Below are 668 nucleotides of genomic sequence, written 5' to 3' on the forward strand. Positions count from 1 at the left end.
TCCAATGTAGATGAACCAGCATCGATAAATAAGCATTCATTATCGTTGATTTGATTAGCTGCTATTTTAGCAATCATTTTCTTTTCATCAAGATTCGTTGCTAATTTTTCAGTTAAATTCGCCTCAACCATACGATTTTCTTTTAACATTGCACCACCATGCACACGTTGCAATTTCCCTAATTGTTGTAGTTTAGATAAATCTCTTCGTATTGTTGAAGCACTGCATCCAGTTCGATCTATTAGTTCTTGTAAAGTCAAAAAATCTTTGTGCGAAAGTTCTTCTAATATTAACTCGTGTCTTTTTTCTGTAATTATCATCATCACCCCATCTCACTCTGTATTATAATGAGTACGCTTTCACTTTTCAATCATAAATTACCAAAAACAATCACAAACAATCAAATTGTGACGATAAAATTACATTTTTATGTTCAAATACTCATTTGTAATGACTGTTTATGATCGTAAAATGCTAATTCAATCAAAAAGGAGTGTGGCAGAAATGAATTTTATAAAAATTTCATCTCTGTCACACTCCGAATCTTGCCCCATACTTTTTGTTGTTATTAATCATTCATGGATAACTGCTCCAATTTTGCCTTTAGTTATTGTAATCAAATCCTCAACAGCTATTGTGATTTGCATTGTTCGAAGCCCACCACTCAC

At 32.3% G+C, this 668-nt stretch carries 1 protein-coding gene and 1 pseudogene; both read right to left on the reverse strand.

Features of this window, described 5'->3' with window-relative positions:
* Positions 1-323 (reverse strand): DeoR family transcriptional regulator (locus IDG60_RS19110; protein WP_206161067.1); only part of this gene is annotated, 323 nt, incomplete at its 3' end.
* A gap of 249 nt (positions 324-572) precedes the next feature.
* Positions 573-668: pseudogene (locus IDG60_RS19115) on the reverse strand (Cys-tRNA(Pro) deacylase); the annotation flags it as partial.

Source organism: Staphylococcus sp. EG-SA-2, assembly GCF_017152085.1.